Raw genomic sequence first — 24,629 nt, forward strand, 5'->3', positions numbered from 1 at the left:
GGGTTCAGGCGCGAGCGGCGGCGGGCTGAATCTCGTCCGGCGAAGCTAGGCCAGAAAGGCCGAGCAGTTGGACCGGCTCAAGCGGCGGCGACAAGAAATAGCCCTGGAGTTGCCGGCAGCCCATTGCGACCAGCAGCATCTTCTGCGCCTCGGTCTCCACGCCCTCGGCGGTGACGTCGACCCCGAGCGCCATGGCAAGATCGATCAGGGCCTTGACGATCGCGGCCGAGTTGCCGTCGCCATCGAGAAGCCGCACGAAGGAGCGGTCTATCTTGAGCTTATCGATGGCGTGGCGACGCAAGTAGCTGAGCGATGAATAGCCGGTCCCGAAATCGTCCAGAACGATGCCGACGCCCAACTGCCGCAAGGTGGTCAGAGCCGCCCTCGAAGCATCGCTGTTGTCCAGAAGCACGCTTTCGGTGATCTCGAACTGCAGGCGCTGCGGCGCCAGCCCGGTGTCGGCAAGGATCGACGCGACCTGTTCGGGAAAGCCGGCGTCGCGCAACTGCAGCGGTGATACGTTTACGGCGAGCCACGGCAGGTCGGTTCGCACGGCGAAACGGCAGGCCTCCTGCAGCACCCACGCGCCGAGTTGGCCGATCATGCCGCGCTCCTCGGCGATGGCAATGAATTGCGCCGCCGGCAATGCGCCATGCACGTCATGCCCCCAGCGGATCAGCGCCTCCGCGCCGAGGATCGTCTTGCCGTTCGCCGCGAACACCGGCTGGTAGGCGAGCCTGATGCCGGAGCCGCCGTCGAGAGCCTTGCGAAGCTCGGTCTCGACTGTGCGCTTGCGCAAGAGCAGATCGTCCATGTCGCCGGCGAAGACCTGGTGCCGGCCCCGGCCGTTCTTCTTGGCTTCGTAAAGCGCGATGTCGGCCTTGCGCAGCAGATCGTCGGCATCCGTTTCGCCGCCGTCCGATAGCGCGATGCCGATCGAGGCGCTGACGAAGACCTGATCTTCCATGAGCTTGAACGGCTCCTGCAACTTCTGCAGCAGCCGCTCGGCGATATCCTCGGCGGCACGGATATCGCGGATGTCGACGAGGATCAGCGCGAACTCGTCGCCGCCCAGCCGCGCCACGGTATCCACCTCGCGAACGGTGTGCTGGAGCCTGGCCGCTGTCTGACGCACAAGCTCATCGCCTGCCGGATGGCCGAGCGTGTCATTGATGTGCTTGAAGCGGTCGAGATCGAGATAAAGCAGCGCCACCCTTCCCATCTCATGAACCGCCATATCCTGGCTGGTCCTGAGCAGGGCCCGCCGCAAGCGGTCCTCGAACAAAGCCCGGTTGGGCAGGCCGGTGAGCGTGTCGTGGAAAGCGAGAAATTGCGCCTCGTCCTGGCTTGTCTGCAGTGCGGACGAGGCGCGGCGGAGCCTGCGCAGCAGAAACGCCAGAACGCCGGCCGCGACAAGCAGCGCCAAGGCCAGCGCCGGGGCCATCTTGCGCACCAGCGTGAGACCTGGCCGTTCCTGGTCCCAGCCGACATAACCGAGGATGATACCGCGGGAATCGACCAGAGGCACCGCAGCGGCTCCGACCGATTGCGACAGCGGCACGAGACGCGCGCCGTCGAGCAGATATTTTTTGGCGATCTTGCCGATGACCGCGTCGTTGATGAACTCCACCGAAACGTGCAGATATTCGGTTCCGGGCGCCTGCGTGACCCGGTCCGTACTCGGCACCAGCGCCATGACGCTCAGGATCGCCGGTTTTCCCTGGAGCGACACAAGGTCCTCCGCGACCATCTTGGCCGGCTGGCCGGAAGCGTCCGCCTTCTGTGGCTCAGCCAGCATGCGGCGCAGCTTCTCGATGGATGGCTGCAAGGCAGGCTTGTCATCGCCATAGGCGGACGCATCGACCACCTTACCTTCCTGCATGGCATGGACCGGACGATTGGCGGCATCGAGAATGTAGACCCGGTTGTGACCGTAATAGGTATACATCCAGACGCTGAGGTTCTCCTCGATCCAGGTCCAATTGCCGGCCCTGACATTGGCGACCGCGTCATCCCAGACCGCAACGCTTTCCTGCTCACGCTGAACAGACGCAATCTGGTCCTTCAAACCCTCGTCGATGAATATCTTCTGCCGTTCGAGCGAGGCGTTGTCAGCCTGAGCCGCCGCGTAGATGCCGAAGCCGACGACCATGGCCAGCGCGAAGACGGCCAACGTCAGCACGGTCAGCGTCACCTGATGCGTCAAAGGTCTGGTGTTGGCGGTTGCGCTCATGTGTTTCCGGCTGGCTCTTGCTACCGCCAGTCAAAGCAAATCGGGCTTAAGATCGCGTTATAATATTAGCGAGATTTCAGCTCTGCCTTGACGCCGCCCGATAAGCGTTCCCCAATCAGAGCATGAGCGAAGCAGCAACCGAATCACGCAGCAATGCCACCGAATATACGGTGAGCGAGATTTCCGGCGCGTTGAAGCGCACGGTCGAGGATGCTTTCGGCAATGTGCGGGTGCGCGGCGAGATTTCCGGCTACCGCGGCCCGCATTCCTCCGGACACGCCTATTTCGCGTTGAAGGACGACCGTGCGCGGATCGAGGCCGTGGTCTGGAAGACCACGATGGCGCGGCTGAAATTCCGCCCCGAGGAAGGGATGGAAGTGATCGCCAGCGGCAGGCTGACGACCTATCCCGGAAAATCCAACTACCAGATCGTCATCGACAATCTGGAGCCGGCCGGCGCCGGCGCGCTGATGGCGCTGCTGGAAGAGCGCAAGCGGCGGCTGCAGGCCGAAGGCCTGTTCGATGCCGGCCGCAAGCGGCGGCTGCCATTCATGCCGCGCGTCATCGGCGTCATCACCTCGCCCACGGGCTCGGTGATCCGCGACATCATCCATCGCATCAAGGACCGTTTTCCGCTCACTGTGCTGGTGTGGCCGGTCCGGGTCCAGGGCGACACGACCGCAAAGGAAGTGACCGCAGCCGTCAACGGCTTCAACGCACTGACCTGGGACGGCGCAATCCGCCAGCCCGATCTCCTGATCGTGGCGCGCGGCGGCGGCAGCCTCGAGGACCTTTGGGGTTTCAACGACGAAGGGCTGGCGCGCGCCGTCGCCGCCTCGCGCATCCCGATCATCTCGGCCGTCGGACACGAGACCGATTGGACGTTGGTCGACTTCGTCGCCGACATGCGGGCGCCGACGCCGACGGGCGCCGCCGAGATGGCAGTGCCGGTCAAGGCGGAGCTCGAAGCGACACTGGCAAATCTCGGCGCGCGGCTTAGTGCCTGCACCTCGCGGCACCTGGATCGCAAGCGCCAGGCGGTGCGCGCCGCGGCGCGGGCGCTCCCCTCACCCGACCAGCTGCTGGCGTTGCCGCGCAGGCGCTTCGACGAAGCGACGAGCCGGCTCGGCCGCGGGCTGACGGTGAGCATCGAACGCAAGCGCGCAAGGCTGGAACGGCAGCGGCTGACGCCGGCCACCTTGTCGCGCCGCCTCAATGAGACGCGCAGGCTGACAGGCCGCGACATCGCCCGCGCGCGGGCCGCGTTCTTCGCAATCGTGCGGCAAAGCCGGGCGCGCTTTCAGCGCAACTCGGCAAGGCTGTCGCCGGCGCCGGTCGTCAGGCGCCAGAAGCTGCAGGCCGACACGCTGGCCGGACTGACCCGCCGCCAAGAGCAGGCGATGGCGCGGCGGCTTGACCGCCTGCGTGCCGCTCTTACCCAGGCCGACCGGCTGCTCACCACGCTGTCGCACAAGGCCGTGCTGGCGCGCGGCTTCGCGCTGGTCAAGGACGCCGATGGGACCGTCGTCAAGCGCGTCGCGGAGCTGGCGCCGGGTGCGGCGCTGCAGCTGGAGTTCGCCGACGGCAATGCAGAGGCCATCGCCACCAGCGGCGGCGCGCGGCCGAAGTTGGCCGCCAAGCCCTCGGGCAAGGCCAAGGAGCCGGGCAACCAGGGCTCGTTGTTCTGAAATGAGCAGGAGCGACCCGCATCTGCGCACGCCGTCGGGCAAGCCGCGCCTGCGCTCGTTCAACATCGCACTGGACGGCACGCCCGGCCGCTTCAACGCCATCACCGACGTGCCGGGCGTCGCGGTCGGCTATACGACGCTGATTGCTGGCGGGGGCCCGCTGCAAGTCGGGATAGGACCGGCGCGCACCGGCGTGACTGCGATCCTGCCGAGACCTGTCGGCGAACTGGCGACGCCGGTGTTTGCCGGCGTGTTCAGCCAGAACGGCAATGGCGAGCTGACCGGCACGCATATCATCGAGGAGACCGGCGCCTTCAACCTGCCGGTTACCATCACCAACACCCATTCCTGCGGCCTTACGCGCGACGGAACGCTGCGTTGGATGAGCCGGGTGCTGCCGGCGGCGCTCGACAGCGCCTGGGGCCTGCCGGTGGCGGCGGAGACCTATGACGGCTTCCTCAACGACATCAACGGCCACCATGTGAGCTTCGAGCATGTCGCCTCGGCGCTCGACGGCGCGACGGACGGCGCGATCGAGGAAGGAAGCGTCGGCGGCGGCACCGGCATGATCTCGTTCGGCTTCAAGGCCGGGTCAGGCACCGCCTCGCGCATCGTCGAATGGCAAGACAGAAGCTACACGCTCGGCGTGTTCGTGCAGGCGAATTTCGGCAAGCGGCGCAACTTCACCATTCGCGGCCGGAACGTCGGGCCGGAACTCACCGAACCGGCGATCGGCGAAGCCACGCCGCGCGCCGAAAAGGGCTCGATCATCGCCGTCGTCGCTACGGATGCGCCATTCCTGCCGCACCAGATGAAGCGCCTCGCCAGGCGCGTGCCGCTCGGCATCGCCCTGGCCGGCGGCTACGGCTACCACAGCTCGGGCGATATCTTTCTTGCCTTTTCGACCGCCAATCCCGAGGCCGCGCTGGCGGCTTCAGGCCGCGTCGCCCGCGCGGAGTTCATTCCGGATGTCGATATCGACCCGTTCTTCGACGCTGTGGTGCAAGGGGTGGAGGAGGCGATCCTCAACGCGCTCGTCGCCAACGAGGATATGACCGGGCGCGACGGCAACTTCGTGCCGGCGCTGCCAAAGGTGTGGCTGAAGGACAATTTCAGCTAAGCCGGTCGCCCGGCTGAGGTCAGACAAACCGCCCTCGCGGTATCTTATTCGGACGGCTTGTCCGACGTCGTCTGTTGCTCGCTCTCCTCGGCGACTTCCTCAAGGCGCGAAGCGATCAGTTCCTGGATGTCGCCGACCTCTTCCTGGATGTCTTCCAGAAGGATGCCTTCCTCGGCGGCCTTGGCGCAGCACTCCTTGGCGAGAGTTTCGGCCTGCTCGTCGATCTTCACCGGCGAATGCTGGCATTGGACCTTTTCGCCAATCCATCCGCGCAAGAACTCGATCGCATGTTCACTCATACTGCTTTTCCCTAGCGGCAATGCCGGTTGGTAGTCATGAACGCTCGCGTCCCGCCACGGGACGCAGGCCCATTCGAGCCGAGTCGGCCTCTGCCGGCAAGACGTCTTGCCAATGGGACAAGATGCCTTGCCCATGGGACAAGATGTCTTGCTCAGGGTCCGCGGAGCCGAAGGACTGGAAAGGTTCGAGGGACACGTTCAGATTGTTGAGGATGATGCTTTGGCCAGGACCGTCAAAGATCCGCTCTGTTGTTTTTACTTGCTTTCTTCCGGTTTTTCAGACCGATTTCCGTCACAACACCACGCATTTACGGCGATCTCGCAGGCGCAGCCAAGGTGCGAGAAACCGAAAGCCGCCGCTATATAGTGATATCCCCATACAATGTCGACTCTGATCGTCGTGCCTGCTTCTTTCCGCCGCGTCAGGCAGGTGGCGGCCAGCCTTCGGGGAAAGGTCTCGGCACCCCTGCTGCGCATCTGGGCATGACGCTGCGCCATACTTGGCAGGTGGCGATGACCATCGCCTCGACTTTCGTTGCCGCGACGCTGCAGCTTCTCATTCCACATTCGTTGCGGCGCGCCATCGACCAGGCGCAGGGCGTTATGGTTGCGGGCGGCGGGACGGCTGCCGAACAGGCGCTTCGGAACACGGCCCTGACACTGCTTGCAGTCAGTGTCGTGCAGGTCTTTTCACGATGGCGCAGAACGAGGCCGTCGGCCATCAGACCGGCTATGAGCTGCGCCTGGCCTTCTGCGAGGTGCGCGGGCTGCTCAGCCTGAGCTGCCCTTCGTCGCCCGGCGATGCTTCGTCACCCATTAGAGGAATGGGACGCGGCGGCCGGAAAAGCGACGTGACCGCCAGGAAATCGATGGTACCGTTGGCTGGGCTCGAACCAGCGACCCCCAGATCCACAATCTGGTGCTCTAACCAACTGAGCTACAACGGCACATCCGCCTGAGCGCAATCCGAGGAGAAAATCATTCCCCGTGTCCGCTCCGTCGTCGGCGATGCGTCCAATACGGATTATCGGAGTCTAATTCAAGGCCTTTGATGAGGCAAAGATCCGATGAACGAACCCGCGCAGTCCTGATTGGGCAAAAGAAAAGGCCGGCGGGAGGAGGTGCCGGCCTTTTCCTGTTACGAGCCAGCGGGAGGAGGAGCTGGCTGGTCACCCCGGAGAGCAAAGGGAGGAGGTTTCACACTCCGGGTATTCATCTCATCAATTCATCGCACATCTATTTGTCTGACGAAATGCGACGTTTTGATGCATCGTTGAGTTGCGCCTGAAATCAGGCCGCCTTGATGTCCTTGAACGCCTTCTCGAAAGCGGTCTTCACCGGCTTCGAGACGTCCTCGACAGCCTTGGAGGCGACGGCCTGAAAGTCCTTGGCCTGCTCGACGGCCATCTCAGCGCGCTTGCGCAGGAAGGCAGTCTGCAGCTCGACGACTTCCGACAGCGTCTTGGCGCCGACCAGGGCTTCAAGGTGCGAGAAGCTGGCCTCGGCATTGGCGCGAAGGATGGCAATGGTCTTCAGCGAGACATCGCCGGAAACGGTCTTGGCGGTCTCGTAGGTCGACTCCAGAACCTTCTGGGTCTCCTCGGCGCCGTTCTTCAGTTTGGTGTAGGCCTCTTTCGACTGCTCGACGCCCTTCTCGGCGAAGGCGCGGATCTGGTCGGTGGCTTTGGAAGCGTCAAAGCTCGGGAATTCAACGTTCTCGATGGTCTCGGTCTTGGCAGTCTTGGACATTTTCCAACCTTTCAAGGGCAGCGGCTTTGACGGAAAGCCGTCTCGTTCATGTATGATGGCAATATAAAGGCAAGTTTTGTGCATTGCAATATCTTTGTTGCACTGCACCATAAAAAATCGCCCCGCCATTAACCAAGAGCCCAGAGATTTCGGCCGATACACGGCATGGCTTGTGGACCTTGGTCCCGTACGCTTTTATTAACAAAGCGTTAACTCAAAAAGCCCACCTGGAAGGTCTGCCAGCGCATGCCGCCTGAAAACTACTCCTTCCTCGACGTCGCCGTGCTCGACGCGGTGCGCCAGCGCTTCGCCGCCGGCGACGCGCTTGCCATACTGTCGGCCGATCTCGAGCAGGTGATCTGGGCCAACGGGCCAGGTGCCGCGGTATTCGGCTATCCGGAAATCGAAGCAATCATCGGCGCTTCCGCGCGGCTGCCGCTAATTGCCAGGCGGCAGATCATGGCGACCAGCGGCTTTCCGGATATCGGCAGCGACCGCGCCGTCACCGTGCGGCTGGCGACCGGCATGGTCAGCCGCGCCGTCGGCTTGCTCGCCAGCGCGGTAACGATGCCGGACGGCGAAAAGGCGATCATGCTGGCGATGCCCGCGGCGCAGACCGGCTCGCGCGGCGCCGCCGAAATAGCCAGCCGCGCCATTGGCGGCTTCACCGAGGCCGGACATTTCATCGCCTTCGTCGACGCCCAAGGCCATGTCGAGGCGGCTTCGGAGGGATTTGCCGCGCTCGGCATCAGGCCGGAGACGCTCGCTGCCCTGGTCGCGGACGTGGCAAGTGCTGGAGACCGCATCGTCAAGCGGCTTGTTCCCGGCGCAAGCACCTCGTACCCGGCCGGGCTTGCGCGCTTGACCGACGCGCGCCATCTCCTGGTGGTGATCGACGAAGACCAGCTCGACGGCGAGCGGAACGACCAGCCCGACGCCGGTAAGTCGGCAGCGCCGGAAGGCGCGCCCACCGTCTCCGAAGACAAAAACACCACAGTCATCGCCGAGCCGAGCCGAGAGAACAATACCCAGTCTCCGGCCGCGGCAAAGGGCGAAAAGGCAGACGCGGTCCCGGCAGCGGCCACGGATGACGCCCAGCCAACGCAAGGGACCGCGGCCACGGCCGACCACGCGCCGGATGCTGCGCTGGCAGGCGGTGCCGGCCCGGCGCAGCATGACCATTGGTATTTCAATGCCGGCGGCGACGACGTGAAGGGGCCGGAGAGGCCGCCACAGATCGGACCGGCGGAGGTCGCGGCCGGAAGCCGGCAGCACACCGCCGGAACGGCGGCGGCCGAGCCGAGCGCGGCGCGCAAAATCGACCGTTCGGCGCCGCCGCTGCGTTTCGTCTGGCGGACCGACGCCGAAGGCAAGTTCAGCGCGCTGTCGCCGGAATTCGCCGATATCGTCGGCAAACCCGCCGCCGATGTGATCGGTCGCCGCTTCAGGGATGTCGCGACGACTTTCGGCCTCGACGCATCGGGCGAGATCGCCACTCTGCTCGAGCGGCGCGATACCTGGTCGGGACGCTCGGTGCTGTGGCCGGTGGCGGGGACGGACCTGAAGATCCCCGTCGATCTTGCGGCGCTGCCGGTCTATGGCCGCAGCCGCGCCTTCGAAGGCTTCCGCGGCTTCGGCGTCGCGCGCAGCGCCGACGCCGTTGTCGACCCGGAAGCGCTCGGCATTGCGCTGGTGCCCAATGGCGCCGCTCCGACAGAACCCGAACCTGCCGCCGGGCAACCCGCGGCCGAGCCGGCGAAACCTGCCGACCCGTTCCTGGGCGAAGTGCCGGCGCTGACCATCGTGCCCAAGCCGGAGCGCCGCTATGCCGACAAGGTGATCCGGCTGGCCGAGCACAGGCAGCCGGCCAACGACAAGCAGCCGGGAAATGACAGGCCGGCGAGTGAGAAAGGGCTGTCGATCCTCGAGCGCAGCGCCTTTCGCGAGATCGGCGAGCGGCTGCGGAAGGACAGTTCGGGACCGGCCGAGCCGCCAAGCGGCGCAACCGCGGGTGCTCAAAAGCAATCAGATGCGGCTGCAACCGCCGACAAGGCTGCTCCCACGGCCGAACAACCGTTGGCCGGTGAGAGGAAGACCGACCACTCCGATCTGAACGCGACTGACGCCACCTCGCCTGAGCCGGCCATGCCGGAAGGCAACGAGGCCATTGATACGGCCGAAGCGGAGACCGAGGCGGAAGATCAAAAGGATCTGGCTCGGCTCGACGGCCTCGCTGTCTCCGGCTCGTTGCTCAACTATGCCGGGCGCGAGAAAGCCGCCGATGAAGCGCAGGAAGCGGCGGGTTCCGACACCCGCCAAACCGCAGCGGCGGACAGGGCAGCCGAATCGACGGCCGAGCGGCCGGCAGCCGAAGCCCCTGCCCCAGAGGCAGGCGCTGGCGACGACGACGGTATGACCGCCGACGATTTTCGCGACGCGGAAGACAGCGAGGACTGGGCCGGTTCCGACCGGGACGGCGCCCTGCCTGCGCCTGAACAGCCTGGCGAAGCAAAAGCGCGGCCGGAAAGGCCGCGCCTCACGGTGCCGCCGCTCAAGCTCGAGGGCTTCGTGCCCTCGGCTTTCTCAACCGGGGAAGACGGAAGGGCTCCCGACACGTCCATCCTCGCCAGGCTGCCTGTGCCGCTGCTCATCCATTCCGGCGACGTGCTGCACTATGCCAATGAGGCGTTTCTCGAGATCACCGGCTACGACGCGCTGGAAGACCTTGCCGGTGCTGGCGGGCTCGGCGCGCTGTTCGCCGACCATTACGCCGATGATGGCGAGACCGACGAAAGCGACCGTTCGCTGAAGCTCACAACCCGCCAGGGCCAGGAATTCCCGATCGATGCGCTCCTGCGCTCGGTGCCGTGGCGCGGCGGCAAGGCGCTGATGCTGGTGGTTCGTCGCTCGGGCGAGGACGAGGCGCCCTCCTCCCATCTCAGCGCGGCCAATGACGAGCCGAACCAGCAGCCGGACGTGTCCGAACTGAAGTCGCGAATCGCCGAAATGCGCACCATCATCGACACCGCCACCGACGGCGTGGTGCTGATCGGCCGCGACGGCAACATCCGCTCGATCAGCCGCCCGGCTGAAGCCCTGTTCGGCTTCGACAGCGACGAGATCGCCGGCAAGCCCTTTGCCTCGCTGTTCGCCATCGAGAGCCAGCGCGCGGCGCGCGACTATCTCGTCGGCCTTTCCGAACCTGGCGTGGCGAGCTTGCTGAACGACGGGCGCGAGGTGATCGGCCGCGAGGCGCAGGGGCGCTTCATCCCGCTGTTCATGACCATCGGCAGGCTGCCCAACGACAGCGGCTTCTGCGCCGTCGTGCGCGACATCACGCAGTGGAAGCGGGCCGAGGAAGACCTCACCCAGGCGCGCGCCGTGGCCGAGCGTGCCTCCTCGCAGAAGACGGATTTCCTGGCCCGCATCAGCCATGAGATCCGCACGCCGCTCAACGCGATCATCGGCTTTTCCGAACTGATGGTGGACGAGAAGTTCGGCCCGGTCGCCAACGACCGCTACCGCGACTATCTGCGTGACATCAACCGTTCGGGCAACCATGTGCTCGACCTCGTCAACGACCTGCTCGACATCTCCAAAATCGAGGCCGGCCAGCAGGAGATGGCCTATGAGGCGGTGTCGCTCAACGACACGCTGGCCGAAACGGTGGCGATGATGCAGCCGCAGGCCAACCGCGAGCGCGTCATCATCCGCTCGAGCTTCGCCTCGCGGCTGCCGGAAGTGGTGGCGGATTTGAGGAGTGTGCGCCAGATTGCGCTGAACATACTTTCCAACGCCATCCGCTATACCCAGGCCGGCGGCCAGGTGATTGTGTCCACCGCCTACGAGACCTCCGGCGACGTCGTCATGCGCGTGCGCGATACCGGCATCGGCATGACGCCGGCCGAGATCGAGCAGGCACTGAAGCCGTTCAAGCAGATCAATGCGCTCAAACGCGGCCGCGGCGACGGCACTGGCCTCGGGCTGCCTCTGACCAAGGCGATGGTGGAGGCCAACCGTGCCCGCTTCACTATCACATCGACACCTGGCGAAGGCACGCTGGTCGAGGTCGTCTTCCCATCGACGCGCGTGCTGGCCGAATAACGATCCGCAAGACCGAGCTTCGGCCAAAGAAAAAGGCGTCCTGGAGGACGCCTTGGAAAATGGGATGCTGTCACAAAACGGGGCTTGAGCTGAACCTCAGGGGACGAGGAACGGGATTTCTCCCTCAAGTTACACGCGACTATCGGCGCCGTCCCTTAACAAGTCCTTACCGGGAGCCAAAAAAATTTACGAATGTGTACCACTCGTGAAATCTAGGTAAATTGGACCAACACTATTTCTTAACCATGCCGGGGAGGCCTAATCAGCAAGCTGCGGCAGGTTCCTGAACAGCTCCAGCGCCTCCGGATTGGCGAGCGCTTCCTTGTTCTTGATGGCGCGACCATGCACCACGTCGCGCACGGCAAGCTCGGTGATCTTGCCCGACTTGGTGCGCGGGATGTCGGTGACGGCAACGATCTTCGCCGGCACATGGCGGGGGCTGGCGCCCGAGCGGATTCTGGCGCGGATGCGCTTTTGCAAATCCTCGTCGAGGCTCACGCCGGCGGCCAGCCGCACGAACAGCACGACGCGCACGTCGTTGTCGAAATCCTGGCCGATGCAGAGCGCCTCCAGGATTTCCGGCATCTGTTCGACCTGGTTGTAGATCTCGGCCGTGCCTATCCTCACCCCGCCTGGATTGAGCGTGGCGTCGGAGCGGCCATGGATGATCATGCCGCCATGCGCCGTCCATTCGGCGAAGTCGCCATGGCACCAGATGTTGTCGAAGCGCTCGAAATAGGCCGCGCGGTACTTCTTGCCTTCCGGATCGTTCCAGAAGCCGATCGGCATCGACGGGAATGCCTTGGTGCAGACGAGTTCGCCTTTCTCCTGCCGGACCGGCTTGCCGTCGTCGTCCCACACGTCCACTGCCAGGCCGAGGCCCGGCCCCTGGATCTCGCCGGTCCAGACCGGCTCGGTCGGGACACCCAGCACGAAGCAGGAAACGATGTCGGTACCGCCGGATATCGAGGCGAGATGCACGTCCTTCTTGATGCCGTCATAGACGAAGCGGAAATCCTCCGGCGACAGCGGCGAGCCTGTGGAAGAGATGGTCCGCACGCTTGCAAGGTCGTGGCTGTCGATCGGCTTCAGCCCTGCCTTGCGTACGGAATCGATGAATTTCGCCGAAGTGCCGAAATAGGTCATCTTCTCGGCATCGGCGAAATCGAACAGCGCATTGCCGTCGGGGTAGAAGGGCGAACCGTCATAGAGCAGCAACGTCGCCCCCGAGGCGAGGCCCGAGACCAGCCAGTTCCACATCATCCAGCCGCAGGTGGTGAAGTAGAAAAAGCGGTCGCCGTCCAGCAGGCCGGCATGCAGCCGCTGCTCCTTGACGTGCTGGATCAGCGTGCCGCCGGCCGAGTGCACGATGCATTTCGGGATTCCGGTCGTGCCGGAGGAGAACAGAATGTAGAGCGGGTGCGAAAAAGGCAGCCGCTCGAAGGCGAGCGGCCTGGCGGCAAAGGGCGAGAGCGCTCCTTCCAGCGCCTCGGCCTTGTCGATGGTGGCGGCGACATCGGCCGACGTGCCGAGATAGTCGACGATCAGCACCTTGCGCACGGTCGCGAGCTTCTCGGCCACCGCGCGGATCTTGTCGGCGACCTCGATGGCTTTGCCGTTGTACCAATAGCCGTCAGGCGCGATGAAGACGACCGGCTCGATCTGGCCGAAACGGTCGAGCACGCCCTGTTCGCCGAAATCAGGTGAGCAGGAAGACCAGACCGCGCCGATCGAGGCGGCAGCCAGCATGGCAGCGACCGTCTCCGGCATGTTCGGCATCATGGCGGCGATGCGATCGCCCTCTCTGACGCCGATCGACAGGAAGAGCTGCTGCAGGCGCGAAGTGAGCGCATGGAGCTCGTTCCAGGACAGCCGGCGCTCGACCTTGTCCTCGCCCCGGAACACGATAGCGAGGCTGCCGCCGGTTTTTTTCAGAAGGTTCTCGGCGAAATTGAGTTTCGCGTCGGGAAAGAAGGCGGCGCCAGGCATCTTCTCGCCATCGACCAGAGCCCGCTCGCCCTTGTCGCCGACAAGTCCGCAAAAGTCCCAGACGAGGTCCCAGAATGCCTCGCGGTCGTCGATCGACCAGCGGTGGAGCTCGGCATAGTTGGAGAAAGCCTGGCCAGACTTCGCAACCGCAGCTTTCATGAAGGCGGTCATGGGCGCGGAGGCGATCCGGTCCTGCGTCGGCGTCCACAAGGGGGTGTCGGCAGCCATATCGTTCCTCCCAAAGCGCGTCGCGATTGCGGCAATTAAGCCTGATGTCGCCTGCGTCGTTGTCCCAAAACCGGCGTGGCGTTGGCGGACCGGACGGGTTTATCGCTTATGCATACCGCAGCGCAGCAGAGCAAGATTTTGTTGAAATGGCCGGCAAGGACACGGCGCAAACGCCATCGGAGGGCCATAAAGACTTGAAAAGCGTCGGCGCTCGGCTACACCCGTCGGGCGATTTGTCGGCAATGGAAACTCACGGGGCGAGATGAGATCATCTTTGATCCGGCGCGGGGTATGGGTAATCGGCGTTGCGGTGCTGGTCATCGCGCTCGCCGTCGCCGCCTTGCCGCTGATTGCCTCGACGCGCATCGTACGCGACCGCATCGCTTGGGAATTGAGCGCCTGGAGCGGCTTTCGCGTGACGATCGACGGTTCGCCGCGCATCGAGGTGTGGCCTAAGTTCCGGGCCATCCTCAGCGATGTGACGCTGTCGCAATGGACGGAAACCGACGCGCCGCCGGTGATCGAAGCCGAGCGCGTCGAAGTCGATCTCTCGGCCATGGCCGCCGTGCAGGGCGACGTCCAATTCTCGACGGCAAGGCTGGTGCGGCCGACGATCAGGGTGGAGCGCAAGGCGAGCGGCCTCTATCTGCCGCCGCTGCCGACCGGCGGCCGCATCACCCGCTCGATCGACACTGCGCGCGGCGTGGTCACCGCGAACCCGCAGAAGCCCGACCTCGGCAGACTCCCTTCCGATCCGTTCGGCATCGTCGAGTTCCGCGACGGCCGCGTCGTGACCTCGGTTGGCGGCAAGGATACCGAGATCCTGAGCAGCCTCAGCGGCCAGGTGAACTGGGCGGCGATGAACAGCGACGCCGCGCTCACGGCGACCGGCATATGGCGCGGCGAAAGCGTCCAGATCGATTTTTCCTCGGCGAAGCCGCTGGTGCTGTTTGCCGGAGGGGTCGCCCCCGTCACGCTCGCCTTCAAGGCGGCGCCCGCCACACTTTCTTTCGACGGCGTCGCCTCGATGTCGGAGAACGGCTATCTGGACGGCCAAGCGAGATTCACCGCCCCTTCGCTGCGACGCCTGCTTGAATGGTCGCAGGCCGGCATGGCGCCTGGTGCTGCGATCGGCTCTGTCTCGGTCGCGAGCAAGGTGGCGGCCTCGGCGGGGCGCGCGAAGTTCGAGAACACGACGGTGGCGCTGGACAACAACCCCGGCATGGGAGCGCTGGACTTTTCGTTCAGCGAGCCCCTTCCCGTTGTTTCCGGCACGCTTGCGTTCGATGCGCTCGATCTTCGATCGGTCCTTTCCGCTTTCACGCCGATCGCTCCGGCCGGCCAGGCAGGCCCCGGCGAGTTCGACACCGGTTTCGCCGACAAGATCAACCTCGATCTCAGGCTGTCGGCGGCGCACGCCACCGCCGGCCCGATCCAGCTTGCCGATGTCGCCGCGACCGCGCAGGTCAAGAACGGGCTTGCCGTCTTCGACATCTCCGACGCGTCGGCCTTCAACGGCAATATCCAGAGCAGCCTGCGCTTCGACCGCAAGCCGGACGGCACTCAGGTCGAGTTGCGGCTTTTGGCATCGGACGTCGACACCGGCGCCTTCGCCACCGCGGCGGGGATGACGCGGCTGGTGCCGGCCGGAACCGGAACCGTCTCGGTCATTCTGAAGGGGCCGGGCAAGGCCTGGGACTCGATCTTCGAGAACGCCGACGGGTCTTTCTCGGCGACGTTCGGGCCGGGCTCGCTCAACGGCCTCAACCTGCCTGCCTTTCTCAAGCGCAACGAACAGGGCGGATTCTTCGCCCTCGACGACGTCGCCGACGGCTCGCTGCCCATCGACGGCGCCGAGATCAAGGCGAGCATCTCGAAAGGTGTGGCGCGGCTGGACAAGGCCGAGGTCAATGCACAGAAGTACAAGATCTGGCTTTCGGGCATCGCCTCCTATACCGGGCGCGGGCTGGCGCTCTCGGGCGGCATCATCCCGAACGGACAACCTGCGCAGCAACAGCCGGCCCAACAACCGGCTACCGCCGGTCAGACAGCGGTGCAGGCGCCGCAGCCCTCAAAGCAGTCGTTGTTCTTCGTCGGCGGCAACTGGAGCACTCCGTTCATCTCGCCGATCAGCCGCGGCGTTTCAGGCCAATAGAACCAAGGCGCAGGTCGCGCCCGTCTTTGTTCCCTATCCGCGCTGCGCCGCCTGCTCATCGCGCTGGCGCTGGACCGCGCGGCGCTTGTTGGCGATCGAGGCAATGATGACGCCGATCGCGACGACGGCGATCAGGATGGTGCAGGCGGCATTGATCTCAGGCGTCACGCCGAGGCGCACCTGGCTGTAGATCTTCATCGGCAGCGTCGTGGCGCCGGGGCCCGAGGTGAAGGAGGCGATGACCAGATCGTCGAGCGAGAGCGTGAAGGCCAGCATCCAGCCGGAGATGATCGCCGGCAAGATGACGGGCAAGGTGATCTGAAAGAAGGTCTTCACCGGCGTCGCGCCGAGGTCCATCGCGGCTTCCTCCAGCGAGCGGTCGAAGGAGACGAGGCGCGACTGCACAACGACGGCCACGAAGCACATGGTGAAGGTGATGTGGGCGAGCGTGACGGTGAAGAAGCCTCGGTCAAGTCCGACGGCCACGAAGAGCAAGAGCAACGACAGGCCGGTGATGACTTCCGGCATCACCAGCGGCGCAAAGACCATGCCGGAAAATAGCACCCGCCCCTTGAAGCGTGTGTAGCGGGTCAAGGTGATCGCCGCCAGCGTGCCGAGCACGGTGGCAACGGTCGCCGAGATGACGCCGACGCGGGCTGTCACCCAGGTGGCGTCCATCAGGCCCTGGTTGTGGAACAGCGACACGTACCATTTCGTCGAAAAGCCGCCCCAAACGGTGACGAGCTTGGATTCGTTGAAGGAAAAGACGATGAGAAGCACGATCGGCAGATAGAGAAAGGCAAAGCCGAGCACGATCGAGGTGATGTTGAAGCGGCTCCAGGTGGCGTTCATTTGCCTTGCTCCTGGGCTTTCGCTTGAGCCTGCTGGAAGAACATGATCGGGACGGTCAGCACCAGGAGCAGGATGACCGCCACCGCCGACGAGACCGGCCAATCGCGGTTGGCGAAGAATTCGTTCCACAGCGTCTTGCCGATCATCAGCGTCTGCGAGCCGCCGAGAAGGTCCGGTATGACGAACTCGCCGACCGCCGGGATGAAGACCAGCAGGCAGCCGGCAATCACGCCCGGCAGCGACAGCGGGAAGGTGATCTTCCAAAAGGCGCCGATCGGCGGGGAGCCGAGATCCTGCGCCGCCTCGATCAGCGAATAGTCCATCTTCTCCAGCGACGAGTAGAGCGGCAGCACCATGAAGGGCAGATAGGAATAGACGATGCCGATGAAGATCGCGGTGTAGGTGTTGAGGATGACCAGCGGCTGGCTGATCAGGCCAGTGGCGAGCAGCACCTGGTTGAGCAGCCCTTCGGGTTTCAGGATGCCGATCCAGGCATAGACGCGGATCAGGAACGAGGTCCAGAACGGCAGGATCACGAGCATCAGCAAGGTCGGCCGGATCGTCGCCGGCGCGCGCGCCATGCCATAGGCGATCGGATAGCCGACGACCAGCGTCAGCACCGTCGAGATGCCCGCGATGATGAGGCTGGTCACATAGGCGTTGAAGTAAAGCGCGTCCTGGGTCAGCCACGTGTAATTGTCGAAGTTGAGCTCGCGAAAGCCGGCGAAGAATCCGGAAATACCGTCGCCGAAATCGAGCACCGGGGTGTAAGGCGGCATCGAGATCGCCGTCTGCGACAGCGAGATCTTGAAGACGATGATGAACGGGACAAGGAAGAAGAACAGCAGCCAGAGATAGGGAATGATGATAACGAGACGGTCGACGAAGCCCTTCGCCAGCTTGGTCGGCAACTGAGCGGCGGTTTCAGCCGAGGAAGGGGCGGCGGCGATATTGGTCATGGCCGCCCTGTTACCTTGTCAGCACGACGCCGGCGTCCGGCCGGAAGGAGACCCAGGCGCGATCGTTCCAGGTCAGCGGGTCCTCGCTGACGCGGGCAGCGTTCAACGCGCTTGCCCGCACCATCTGTCCGTCGTCGAGCTTGATGTGGTAGACGGTCATGTCGCCAAGATACGCAACGTCATAGACTTCGCCCTCCAGCGCATTGACGGCATCGGCCGGCTTCCTCGACGAGACCTTGATCTTCTCGGGCCGGATCGCGAAAACGATGTCGGCGCCCTTGGTGGTATCGGTGGCATTCTCGACAACGATCTGCGCACCGGTCGCGCCGGTGATGCGCGTCGTATTGGCTGCCCGCTCGGCAACCTTGCCCTCGAACATGTTCACATTGCCGACGAAATGCGCCACGAAGCGCGACGTCGGGGCCTCGTAGATTTCCGCCGGCGTCGCCACCTGCATCACCTCGCCCCTGTCCATGATGGCGATGCGGTCGGCCATGGTCATGGCTTCCTCCTGGTCGTGGGTGACGACGACGAAGGTAAGCCCAAGTTCCTGCTGCAGGTCCATCAGTTCGAACTGCGTCTCCTCACGCAGCTTCTTGTCGAGCGCGCCGAGCGGCTCGTCCAGCAAAAGCACCTTCGGCCGCTTGGCGACCGAGCGGGCAAGCGCCACGCGCTGGCGCTGACCGCCGGAAAGCTGGTGCGGCTTGCGCTTGGCGAACTGCTCGAGCTTGACCAGCCTGAGCATCTCGGCGACGCGCTTTTCGATATCGGGAGCGGGCATGCCTTCCTGCTTGAGGCCGAAGGCGATGTTCCTTTCCACCGTCATATGGGGAAACAGCGCATAAGACTGGAACATCATGTTCACCGGCCGCTTATAGGGCGGAATGCCGCGCAGGTCCTGGCCGTCGAGCAGAATGCGCCCCGCGGTCGGCTCCTCGAAGCCGGCGAGCATCCTGAGCAGGGTCGACTTGCCGCAGCCCGAGGCGCCGAGCAGGGCGAAGAACTCACGTTCGAAGATGGTCAGCGACAGATTGTTGACAGCGGTGAAGTCGCCAAACTTCTTGGTCACCTTGTCGAACTGGATATACGGCTTGGCGCTCGGATCATTCCATGGCGCGAAATCCCTGCGGATGCTGCCAAGCGATTTCATGTCCCACTCCGGGTCTGTTTCGTTCCGCTGGAACGGTTCATGGTTTCGAGAAAACGCCGAACCGCTCCAGCTTTTTGTTTTTGACGCAATTCCGGGGGCGGAAAACCGTCCCACACTGTTGCTGGAATTGCTTCTAAAGAAAGCGACCCCGGCAGTTTCTGCCGGGGTCGCGTCTCGATGCTTATTGGCCGGTGACGATCTTGGTCCAGGTGCGCGTGATGATGCGCTGTGTCTTGGGATCGTAGGGCTGCACGGTGTAAAGCTTCTTGGTCGTCTCCTCGTCCGGATAGACCGAGGTGTCCTCCAGCAGTGCCTTGTCGACGAACTGCTGCGAGGCCTTGTTGCCGTTGGCGTAGAGCACATAATTCGAGGATTTGGCGATGACTTCCGGGGTCATCATGTAGTTGATGAACTCATGCGCTTCCGCGACATGCGGCGCGTCGGCGGGGATCGCCATCTGATCGAACCACATCTGGGCGCCTTCCTTGGGCACCGAATAGCCGATCTCGACGCCCTGCTTGGCCTCCTCGGCGCGGTTTCGCGCCTGGAACACATCGCCCGACCAGCCGATCGCCAGGCAGATGTCGCCGTTTGCCAGCGCGTTGATGTATTCCGAGGAATGGAACTTGCGAATATACGGGCGGACCTTGAGCAGGGCCTCCTCGGCCTTGGCGATATCGTCGGGCGAGGTGCTGTTTGGATCGAGGCCGAGATGTTTCAACGTGGCCGGAATGATGTCGGAGGGGGAATCCAGCACATAGACGCCGCAATCCTTGAGCTTGGCGAGGCTCTCCGGATTGAAGAACACGTCCCAGCTGTCGATCTTGTCGGTGCCGAGTGCCGCCTGCACCTTCTTGACGTTGTAGCCGAGGCCGACCGTGCCCCACATATAGTTGACCGAGTACTCATTGTTCGGATCATACTTTGCGGTGCGCTCCGAAATGACATCCCACATGTTGGAGATGTTCGGCAGCTTGGACTTGTCGAGCTTCTGGAAGACGCCGGCCTGGATCTGGCGCGCCAGGAAATTGGCGCTGGGCACCACGACATCATAGCCGCTGCCCCCGGCCAGCAGCTTCGTCTCCAGGATCTCGTTGGAATCGAAAGTGTCGTAGACGACCTTGATGCCGGTCTTCTTGGTGAAGTCCTCGATGATCGAGCTGTCGATATAGTCCGACCAGTTATAGACGTTGACGACGCGGTCGTCGGCATGGCCGCTCGCGGCGAAGAGCGCCAGAAAGGCCGAAGTCGCCGAAAGCAAAAGCGCTTTGCGGATCATGATATTCTCCTTTGGTGAGTGTTCCCGTGCCGGCTCGTCGCGACATGGGCGCGGGACGGCGTTTGTTTCAGACTATGGAGATTTCCGGAGAGCCACAAGCGCGCGCGCCTGGCAGTGCGCCGGATCGTTGAGTGACGGGCGCCGCCCTTGCCTCCTTTCCAGGAAGCTGTTCGGACGGCCTCAGCGGCGTTGGCCGCGGCGTAAGCAGAGATGTAACGATGCGGTCCGGCCTCGATGAGGCCGGCGGAGTCACTTGGCAAGATACGCCTGTCTTGTTGTTGCCGTAATTGCAGCCTGCCCGGCCCGCAGCGGAGTTGTCAATGGGGAAGACACGCGAGCATCAATTGGGAGACGGCAGCCCGGTGATGCCCGGCCGCTCGGGCCGGGTCTGCCGCTTGAACTCAAACGCAATATGAACAAGCAGCGCGGCGATGACGACCGCGCCGCCGATGATGGTGCGCCCCGACGGCACCTCGGAATGGACGAGCCACACCCAGATCGGACCGAGGATCGGCTCGAAAGTGCCGAGCAGCGCCGCGACGGCCGCGGGCACCAGGCGGGCGCCCATGGCGAAAAAAGCAAGACCGACGCCGAGATTGATGACGCCGAAGGCGAAGAGAAAGCCCATGTCGCGCCCGGAGACGGTGAATTCCGTGGCTTGCGAGGCAGCAAAAGCACCGGCGAGCAATGCGCCGAGGCAAGTGGCCGGCACCATGCGCACATGGGCAAAGCGCCGGGTGATCACGGTCGCGAACGACAACATCACCGCGATCAGCAGCGCCAGGCCATCGCCGATCGGCGAGACGGCGCCGTCAAGCGATTCCGAGACCATGATGGCCACGCCGGTGATGACGGCGGCAATGGCGACCCAGGTTCCTGGGGTCACGCGTTCGCGAAACAGCACCCAGGCGAGCATGGCCGCCAGAAGCGGGACACCGGCCTGCATCAACAAGATGTTGGCGACCGTCGTGTAGGCGAGCGCGACGATGAAGCTCGTGGAGGCGGTGGCGAAGCAGAGAGCGACGCCCAGCCCAGGCAGGCCCATGTCGCGGAACAATCTCCAGGTGCCGCGCCAGCCGTCGCGCCAGAGCATGAAGGCGACGAGGAAGCCCACCGCCCAGATCGAGCGCCAGAACACCACGGTCCAGCTGTCGCCGACATGGATGAAGCGAGCGATGGTGCCGCCAAAACTCCACATCAGCGCCGACAGGAAGACCAGCAGCATGCCGATCCGCTCCTCGCGCGGCGAGACGGCGGCCAAGGCAACGCGAGACGAGGCGGTATCGGTCATAGGCGAGACTGTCAGCGATTTGCCGGCGGCACGATCCACCACGGACGACCACACCATATCCCATTCGCGTAGCGCAAATGCTCGAGCCAGGCGTGATCCAGCATCCGCTGAAATGTAGGACAAAGCCGGCTTGCGGGCCGCCGAACCGCTGCGGCTGGCGGGGGTGCTACCCCTGGAAATCGAAGGCGCTGAGACCCGTCACCATCTCGTCGAGGCCAAGCGGCCGGGTCACCGGCGGCTCGGCGCGCGCCAGGCAGCCGACGCGCTCGCAGAGCCTGCAGGCCGGGCCGACCGGCGTTGCATATGCCGTGCTCTGCGCGGCCTTGGCGGCGGACGGTCCGGGCAGCGCCGCGCTGTAGACGATCTCGTCGCGAAAGCCGATGTCGCAGCCCAGCAGAAGCGCCGTGCGCCGCGGCCGCTCGGAGAAGGCGCCTTGCGGCCCTTCGAGCGTGCGGGCGATGCAGAGGAACTCGGCCCCGTCCGGCATTTCCACCGCCTCGACCAGGATCCGGCCCGGCTGCGAAAAGGCCGCATGGACAGGAAGCTTCGGACAGGCGCCGCCGAAACGGCTTTGCGGATAGCCCAGGCTGCCCGCCTTGCGGAAGCGGTTGCCGGCACTGTCGACCTCCAGCATGAAGAACGGTACGCCTGAGGCGCTCGGCCGCTGCAGCATGGTCAGGCGGTTTGCCGCCTGCTCGAAGGAGACGCCGAAGCGCGAACGCAAGACGTCGATGTCGTAGCGGGCGCGGACGGCCGCTGCATGAAAGGCTTGATAGGGCATCATCAGCGCGTGCGCCGCATAGCGGCCGAGCTCGAAACGGGCTAAGCGGCGCGCTTCGTCCGTGCCGAGCTTCAACGTCTGGATCTCGCCCGCCACGGCCACCGTCATGCGCATCAGGCTCGCCTCCATGGCGACCTCGCGCAGCTGATCGAAGGGGGAGAGCCGCTCTGACAGGAACAGGCGTTGCGAATGGCGATCGTAGCGCCTGCGCCAGTTTGGCATGGTGGCCACCGGCAGCACCTTGACCACGATGCCGTGCTCGCGCCTTAGCCACGCCTTCAGCGTGCCGAACAGGTCGTCGCCTGGATCGAGCAGCGAAATGAAGGCCTCGGCTTCCTCCTCCAGCGCGGCGAAATGGTTCGGCCTGCGCTCGAAAGTCTCGTGCACTTCGTCGACAGGCAGGCGCGTGCCGGACAATGCGGTCGCCCTGCCCTCCCGCGCCAGGAGTTCATTGAGATCCGACAGCCGATCGGCCTGCTCGCGATAGGCGCGAAACAATTTCACCATCGCGGCGGAAGCGTTCGGCGCGATCTCGGCGAGGTCGATCAGTTCCTGGTCGCCCAGCAGTTCGCCGGCCAGCAGCGGATCGCCGAACACTTCCTTCAGCGCCGCGATCGATCCTTTGGTCTCGCCCTGCAATTCGTGCGGGTCGATCTTGTAGGCCGACGCCAGCTTGAGGATCAGCTGCACCGTCAGCGGCCGCTGGTTGCGCTCGATGAGATTGAGGTAGGACGGCGAGATGCCCAGGCCTTCGGCCATCGCCGTCTGGGTCAGGCCCTTGGCGTTGCGAAGCCGGCGGATGCGCGGCCCGGCGAAAATCTTCTGCTCGGCCAATCGGCTACCTTGAAAAGAGTTTTACATAACGGCGCGCCGTCGCGGGCTCATCCAGCTTTTTACAATCATGACAGATTTACAGCCCCGACCTGTCAAACGCAACACCAGTTTTCCCGTATTTTAGCTGGCAAGTTCCGGTTTTTCTGGCGACTTTTGCGGCGCAATGTAAACAATGTAACACGTGAACGGCCCACAGATACGTCCCTCAAACGGGCCATCTAAACAAGCAAGACTGACCTGGAGCAATCGATGACTGATTTTTACAACCTCGTCCCGTCCGCGCCGGAAGGCCGTTTCGACGGCATCGAACGGCCCTACTCGGCGGAGGACGTGAAGCGGCTGCGCGGCTCGGTCCAGATTCGCCATACGCTTGCGGAGATGGGCGCGAGCAGGCTGTGGAAGCTGATCCACGAGGAAGATTTCGTCAATGCGCTCGGCGCCATGTCGGGCAACCAGGCCATGCAGCAGGTCAGGGCGGGCTTGAAGGCGATCTATCTGTCGGGCTGGCAGGTCGCGGCCGACGCCAACACCGCGTCGGCCATGTATCCGGACCAGTCGCTTTATCCGGCGAATGCGGCGCCGGAGCTGGTCAAGCGCATCAACCGCACGCTGCAGCGCGCCGACCAGATCGAGACATCCGAAGGCAAGGGTCTTTCGGTCGAGACCTGGTTCGCGCCGATCGTCGCCGACGCCGAAGCCGGCTTTGGCGGGCCGCTCAACGCGTTCGAGATCATGAAGGCTTTCATCGAGGCCGGTGCCGCTGGCGTCCACTATGAGGACCAGTTGGCGTCGGAGAAGAAGTGCGGCCATCTCGGCGGCAAGGTGCTGATCCCGACCGCAGCGCATATCCGCAACCTCAATGCGGCCCGGCTTGCAGCGGACGTGATGGGCACGCCGACGCTGGTGGTGGCGCGCACCGACGCGGAAGCCGCCAAGCTGCTCACCTCCGACATCGACGAGCGCGACCGGCCTTTCGTCGACTATGACGCCGGCCGCACGGTCGAGGGCTTCTATCACGTCAGGAACGGGATCGAGCCCTGCATCGCGCGCGCCGTCGCCTACGCGCCGCATGCGGACCTGATCTGGTGCGAAACCTCGAAGCCGGATCTTCAGCAGGCAAGGAAGTTCGCTGAAGGGGTGCACAAGCACCACCCGGGCAAGCTGCTCGCCTATAATTGCTCGCCGTCGTTCAATTGGAAGAAGAACCTGGACGACGCGACCATCGCGAAGTTCCAGAAGGAACTCGGCGCCATGGGCTACAAATTCCAGTTCATCACACTGGCCGGGTTCCACCAGCTGAACTTCGGCATGTTCGAACTGGCCCGCGGCTACAAGGAGCGCCAGATGGCGGCCTATTCGGAACTGCAGGAGGCGGAATTCGCGGCGGAGGTCCATGGCTATACCGCGACCAAGCATCAGCGCGAAGTCGGCACCGGCTATTTCGATGCCGTTTCGATGGCGATCTCCGGCGGCCAGTCTTCGACCACCGCCATGCATGAGTCGACCGAGCACGCCCAGTTCAGGCCGGCGGCCGAGTAATGACAACAGCAGAGGAAACGCCCGAAGGGCACTTACGTCGAGGAGAACAGCAATGGCATCGATAAGCCGGGTCAAGGAACGGGCCGAAGAACAATCAAGCGCGATGAGCGTCGATCAGCAGGCGACGATCCGCATGCTTGCCAACGACCTGCACAGGCTCAACCAGTCTGTGATGAAGGCGGTCGAAGCAGGTGTGTCCGTCGAGCTGGTGCGCTCGGCCAGGCACCATGGCGGAGACGGCAACTGGGGTGATCTTTTGATCCCAGTGATCGTCACCCATCAGAGCCAAGGCTGACGTAACGTCAACAATCACTCGCGAGTGTCTCCCGTGCGCTATACGTTCCGGGAGACGTTCGTTTTTTCGAATTGTGGCCGTGGC

Annotated in this window: 16 protein-coding genes, 1 tRNA gene and 1 pseudogene; 7 read left to right on the top strand and 11 right to left on the bottom strand. The window is 64.1% G+C overall.

Annotated features, from left to right (window positions below; all coding sequences use genetic code 11):
* Positions 1 to 4: 4 nt before the first annotated feature.
* Positions 5 to 2,233, bottom strand: a complete 2,229-nt coding sequence (locus EOA49_RS05920; protein ID WP_127240020.1) for an EAL domain-containing protein — start codon at positions 2,231 to 2,233, stop codon at positions 5 to 7.
* A gap of 122 nt (positions 2,234 to 2,355) precedes the next feature.
* On the opposite strand from EOA49_RS05920, the gene xseA reads away from it, so the two are divergent.
* The gene (gene xseA, locus EOA49_RS05925; RefSeq protein ID WP_127240021.1) at positions 2,356 to 3,921 is read left to right on the top strand and encodes an exodeoxyribonuclease VII large subunit; all 1,566 of its coding nucleotides are present in this window, start codon (positions 2,356 to 2,358) and stop codon (positions 3,919 to 3,921) included.
* A gap of 1 nt (position 3,922) precedes the next feature.
* Positions 3,923 to 5,041 carry a P1 family peptidase gene (locus tag EOA49_RS05930; RefSeq protein WP_127243090.1) on the top strand — a complete coding sequence of 373 codons (1,119 nt, stop codon included), beginning with the start codon at positions 3,923 to 3,925 and terminating at the stop codon, positions 5,039 to 5,041.
* A 44-nt stretch (positions 5,042 to 5,085) separates the two neighbouring features.
* Here EOA49_RS05930 and EOA49_RS05935 read toward each other — a convergent pair whose 3' ends face one another.
* On the bottom strand, positions 5,086 to 5,340 hold the full coding sequence (locus EOA49_RS05935) for a DUF768 domain-containing protein (protein WP_067327302.1): 255 nt from the start codon (positions 5,338 to 5,340) through the stop codon (positions 5,086 to 5,088).
* Positions 5,341 to 5,823: 483 nt separating this feature from the next.
* Here EOA49_RS05935 and EOA49_RS05940 point away from each other — a divergent pair.
* Positions 5,824 to 6,098 (top strand): annotated as a pseudogene (locus EOA49_RS05940) (ABC transporter ATP-binding protein); the annotation flags it as partial.
* Positions 6,099 to 6,210: 112 nt separating this feature from the next.
* On the opposite strand, the gene EOA49_RS05945 reads toward EOA49_RS05940, so the two are convergent.
* Together EOA49_RS05945 and EOA49_RS05950 are read right to left on the bottom strand one after the other, a co-directional pair.
* Positions 6,211 to 6,287 (bottom strand) — tRNA-His (locus EOA49_RS05945).
* Positions 6,288 to 6,630: 343 nt separating this feature from the next.
* Complete coding sequence (locus EOA49_RS05950; RefSeq protein WP_066989279.1) at positions 6,631 to 7,089, bottom strand: phasin; 459 nt, start codon at positions 7,087 to 7,089, stop codon at positions 6,631 to 6,633.
* Between the two features lie 246 nt (positions 7,090 to 7,335).
* Between EOA49_RS05950 and EOA49_RS05955 the strand changes: the two genes are divergently transcribed.
* Entirely contained in the window at positions 7,336 to 11,193 is a 3,858-nt protein-coding gene (locus EOA49_RS05955; protein ID WP_127243091.1) for a PAS domain S-box protein, read from the top strand.
* 258 nt (positions 11,194 to 11,451) lie between these two features.
* Here EOA49_RS05955 and EOA49_RS05960 read toward each other — a convergent pair whose 3' ends face one another.
* A complete protein-coding gene (locus EOA49_RS05960; protein ID WP_127243092.1) occupies positions 11,452 to 13,410 on the bottom strand; it encodes an acetoacetate--CoA ligase in 1,959 nt (652 codons plus the stop codon).
* A 262-nt stretch (positions 13,411 to 13,672) separates the two neighbouring features.
* On the opposite strand from EOA49_RS05960, the gene EOA49_RS05965 reads away from it, so the two are divergent.
* Positions 13,673 to 15,565, top strand: coding sequence for an AsmA family protein (locus tag EOA49_RS05965; protein WP_127240941.1), 1,893 nt, complete (start codon positions 13,673 to 13,675; stop codon positions 15,563 to 15,565).
* Between the two features lie 33 nt (positions 15,566 to 15,598).
* Here EOA49_RS05965 and EOA49_RS05970 read toward each other — a convergent pair whose 3' ends face one another.
* From EOA49_RS05970 to EOA49_RS05995, 6 genes are all read right to left on the bottom strand, one after another.
* Positions 15,599 to 16,417, bottom strand: coding sequence for an ABC transporter permease subunit (locus EOA49_RS05970; RefSeq protein WP_127240940.1), 819 nt, complete (start codon positions 16,415 to 16,417; stop codon positions 15,599 to 15,601).
* On the bottom strand, positions 16,414 to 17,376 hold the full coding sequence (locus EOA49_RS05975) for an ABC transporter permease subunit (RefSeq protein WP_127240939.1): 963 nt from the start codon (positions 17,374 to 17,376) through the stop codon (positions 16,414 to 16,416). Before EOA49_RS05975 ends, EOA49_RS05970 begins: the two co-directional genes overlap by 4 nt.
* 10 nt (positions 17,377 to 17,386) lie before the next feature.
* A complete protein-coding gene (locus tag EOA49_RS05980) occupies positions 17,387 to 18,526 on the bottom strand; it encodes an ABC transporter ATP-binding protein (RefSeq protein WP_127240938.1) in 1,140 nt (379 codons plus the stop codon).
* Between the two features lie 181 nt (positions 18,527 to 18,707).
* A complete protein-coding gene (locus EOA49_RS05985) occupies positions 18,708 to 19,805 on the bottom strand; it encodes a polyamine ABC transporter substrate-binding protein (protein ID WP_095801099.1) in 1,098 nt (365 codons plus the stop codon).
* 340 nt (positions 19,806 to 20,145) lie between these two features.
* Complete coding sequence (locus EOA49_RS05990; protein WP_067327997.1) at positions 20,146 to 21,096, bottom strand: DMT family transporter; 951 nt, start codon at positions 21,094 to 21,096, stop codon at positions 20,146 to 20,148.
* Between the two features lie 166 nt (positions 21,097 to 21,262).
* Positions 21,263 to 22,711 (bottom strand): XRE family transcriptional regulator, encoded by a 1,449-nt coding sequence (locus tag EOA49_RS05995; RefSeq protein ID WP_127240937.1) that lies wholly within the window; start codon positions 22,709 to 22,711, stop codon positions 21,263 to 21,265.
* 249 nt (positions 22,712 to 22,960) lie between these two features.
* Between EOA49_RS05995 and aceA the strand changes: the two genes are divergently transcribed.
* Positions 22,961 to 24,250, top strand: coding sequence for an isocitrate lyase (gene aceA, locus EOA49_RS06000; protein ID WP_067327261.1), 1,290 nt, complete (start codon positions 22,961 to 22,963; stop codon positions 24,248 to 24,250).
* Between the two features lie 52 nt (positions 24,251 to 24,302).
* Positions 24,303 to 24,545: a hypothetical protein gene (locus EOA49_RS06005; RefSeq protein ID WP_067327258.1), complete on the top strand. Its 243-nt coding sequence runs from the start codon at positions 24,303 to 24,305 to the stop codon at positions 24,543 to 24,545.
* Positions 24,546 to 24,629 lie beyond the last annotated feature (84 nt).

The organism is Mesorhizobium sp. M1A.F.Ca.IN.020.04.1.1 (assembly GCF_003997315.1).
Classification (GTDB): domain Bacteria; phylum Pseudomonadota; class Alphaproteobacteria; order Rhizobiales; family Rhizobiaceae; genus Mesorhizobium.